The sequence below is a fragment of the Tepidiphilus sp. HLB4 genome, assembly GCF_054823945.1.
Genome location: NZ_JSYB01000046.1, coordinates 1 through 2980 on the forward strand (window position 1 = coordinate 1; position 2980 = coordinate 2980).

Genomic DNA, 2980 nt, shown 5'->3' on the forward strand with positions numbered 1-2980 from the left:
CTGTGTGAAGGGGTATCCCTGGCTGAATCCATAGGCCAGAGGAGGCGAACCCGGCGAACTGAACCATCTCAGTAGCCGGAGGAAAAGAAATCAACCGAGATTCCCCAAGTAGTGGCGAGCGAACGGGGAGTAGCCTGCACGACCAACCCAACGGCTCAGCAGAACGGCTCTGGAAAGACCGGCCACAGCGGGTGATAGCCCCGTATGCGAAAAGCCGTTGGGGGGTCTAAGCGTGCGACAAGTAGGGCGGGGCACGAGAAACCCTGTCCGAAGATGGGGGGACCATCCTCCAAGGCTAAATACTCGTGATCGACCGATAGTGAACCAGTACCGTGAGGGAAAGGCGAAAAGAACCCCGGCGAGGGGAGTGAAATAGAACCTGAAACCGCATGCATACAAACAGTGGGAGCTCCTTTAAGGAGTGACTGCGTACCTTTTGTATAATGGGTCAGCGACTTACGTTGCGTGGCGAGCTTAACCGAATAGGGGAGGCGAAGCGAAAGCGAGTCCGAACAGGGCGAACGAGTCGCGCGGCGTAGACCCGAAACCGGGTGATCTATCCATGGCCAGGGTGAAGGCACCCTAACCGGTGCTGGAGGCCCGAACCCACTACTGTTGCAAAAGTAGGGGATGAGCTGTGGATAGGGGTGAAAGGCTAAACAAACCCGGAAATAGCTGGTTCTCCCCGAAAGCTATTGAGGTAGCGCGTCGCATGGACACTTGCGGGGGTAGAGCACTGTCATCGTTGGGGGGGTCATTGCGATCTACCCCGCGATAGCAAACTCCGAATACCGCAAAGTGATGTGCGGCAGACAGACACCGGGTGCTAACGTCCGGTGTCAAGAGGGAAACAACCCAGACCGCCAGCTAAGGCCCCCAATGCGTGGCTAAGTGGGAAACGAAGTGGGAAGGCGAAGACAGCTAGGAGGTTGGCTTAGAAGCAGCCACCCTTTAAAGAAAGCGTAATAGCTCACTAGTCGAGTCGTCCTGCGCGGAAGATGTAACGGGGCTCAAGCCACGAGCCGAAGCTGCGGATGCGTGCCTCTCGAGGCACGCGTGGTAGGGGAGCGTTCGGTAAGCCTGCGAAGGTGGCCCGGGAGGGCTGCTGGAGGTATCCGAAGTGCGAATGCTGACATGAGTAGCGATAAAACGGGTGAAAAGCCCGTTCGCCGAAAGCCCAAGGTTTCCGACGCAACGTTCATCGGCGTCGGGTCAGTCGGCCCCTAAGGCGAGGCCGAAAGGCGTAGTCGATGGGAAACGGGTCAACATTCCCGTACCGTCGTGCAATGCGATGGGGGGACGAAGAAGGCTAAGTGGGTCGGGTGTTGGACGTCCCGATTCAAGCCCGTAGCCTGGCGCGGTAGGCAAATCCGCCGCGCTAGAGGTGAGAGGTGATGACGAGGGCAGCCCACGGGCGGCCCAAGCCACCGAGGCCCCGCTTCCAGGAAAAGCCCCTAAGCTTCAGTTGCACGATGACCGTACCGCAAACCGACACAGGTGGGCTGGTGTCAAAGCACCAAGGCGCTTGAGAGAACCCAGGAGAAGGAACTCGGCAAATTGACACCGTAACTTCGGGAGAAGGTGTGCCCCAAGTAGGTGAGTCTGCACGCCAGACGAGCCCAACGGGGTCGCAGAGAATCGGGGGCTGCGACTGTTTATTAAAAACACAGCACTCTGCCAAGACGAAAGTCGACGTATAGGGTGTGACGCCTGCCCGGTGCCGGAAGGTTAAGTGATGGGGTGCAAGCTCCTGATCGAAGCCCCGGTAAACGGCGGCCGTAACTATAACGGTCCTAAGGTAGCGAAATTCCTTGTCGGGTAAGTTCCGACCTGCACGAATGGCGTAACGATGGCCCCACTGTCTCCTCCTGGGACTCAGCGAAATTGAAATGGTTGTGAAGATGCAATCTCCCCGCGGCTAGACGGAAAGACCCCATGAACCTTTACTGCAGCTTTGCATTGGACTTTGATGTGGCCTGTGTAGGATAGGTGGGAGGCTGAGAAGCCGAGGCGCCAGCTTCGGTGGAGCCGCCCTTGAAATACCACCCTGGTCACCTCGAGGTTCTAACCGCGCACCGTACATCCGGTGCCGGGACCGTGCATGGCAGGCAGTTTGACTGGGGCGGTCTCCTCCCAAAAGGTAACGGAGGAGCACGAAGGTACGCTTGGCACGGTCGGAAATCGTGCTGTATGTGCAAGGGCATAAGCGTGCTTGACTGTGAGGCCCACAAGCCGAACAGGTGCGAAAGCAGGTCCTAGTGATCCGGTGGTTCTGTATGGAAGGGCCATCGCTCAACGGATAAAAGGTACTCTGGGGATAACAGGCTGATACCGCCCAAGAGTTCACATCGACGGCGGTGTTTGGCACCTCGATGTCGGCTCATCTCATCCTGGGGCTGTAGTCGGTCCCAAGGGTATGGCTGTTCGCCATTTAAAGAGGTACGTGAGCTGGGTTTAAAACGTCGTGAGACAGTTTGGTCCCTATCTGCCGTGGGCGCTGGAAGTTTGAGGGGATCTGCTCCTAGTACGAGAGGACCGGAGTGGACGCACCTCTGGTGTACCGGTTGTCACGCCAGTGGCACCGCCGGGTAGCTATGTGCGGAAGGAATAACCGCTGAAAGCATCTAAGCGGGAAATCCCCCCCAAGATGAGACTTCCCCGGGGGCTCGACCCCCCTGAAGGGCCGTGGAAGACCACCACGTCGATAGGGCGCAGGTGTAAGGCGGGTAACCGCTTGAGCTGAGCGCTACTAATTGCCCGTGCGGCTTGATCCTATAGCCGTGCCATGCACCCCACACACAACCCCCCCTTGCCCCGCTTGTTACCCCGTTATCGTCTGACGCCCATAGCGCGCCGGCCCCACGCCTTCCCATCCCGAACAGGACCGTGAAACGGCGCCGCGCCCATGATACTGGAGCTCCTGCCTCCGGGAAAGTCGGTCAGCGTCAGACGAACCCCTCAACAAAAACCCCCGCCGTAG

At 58.5% G+C, this 2980-nt stretch carries 2 rRNA genes; both read left to right on the forward strand.

From position 1 onward, the window contains the following. Nucleotides 1-2774: ribosomal RNA gene (locus OA56_RS08160) — 23S ribosomal RNA — on the forward strand; the annotation flags it as partial. A 61-nt stretch (nucleotides 2775-2835) separates the two neighbouring features. After that, nucleotides 2836-2951 (forward strand): 5S ribosomal RNA (gene rrf / locus OA56_RS08165). The last annotated feature ends 29 nt before the right edge of the window (nucleotides 2952-2980 follow it).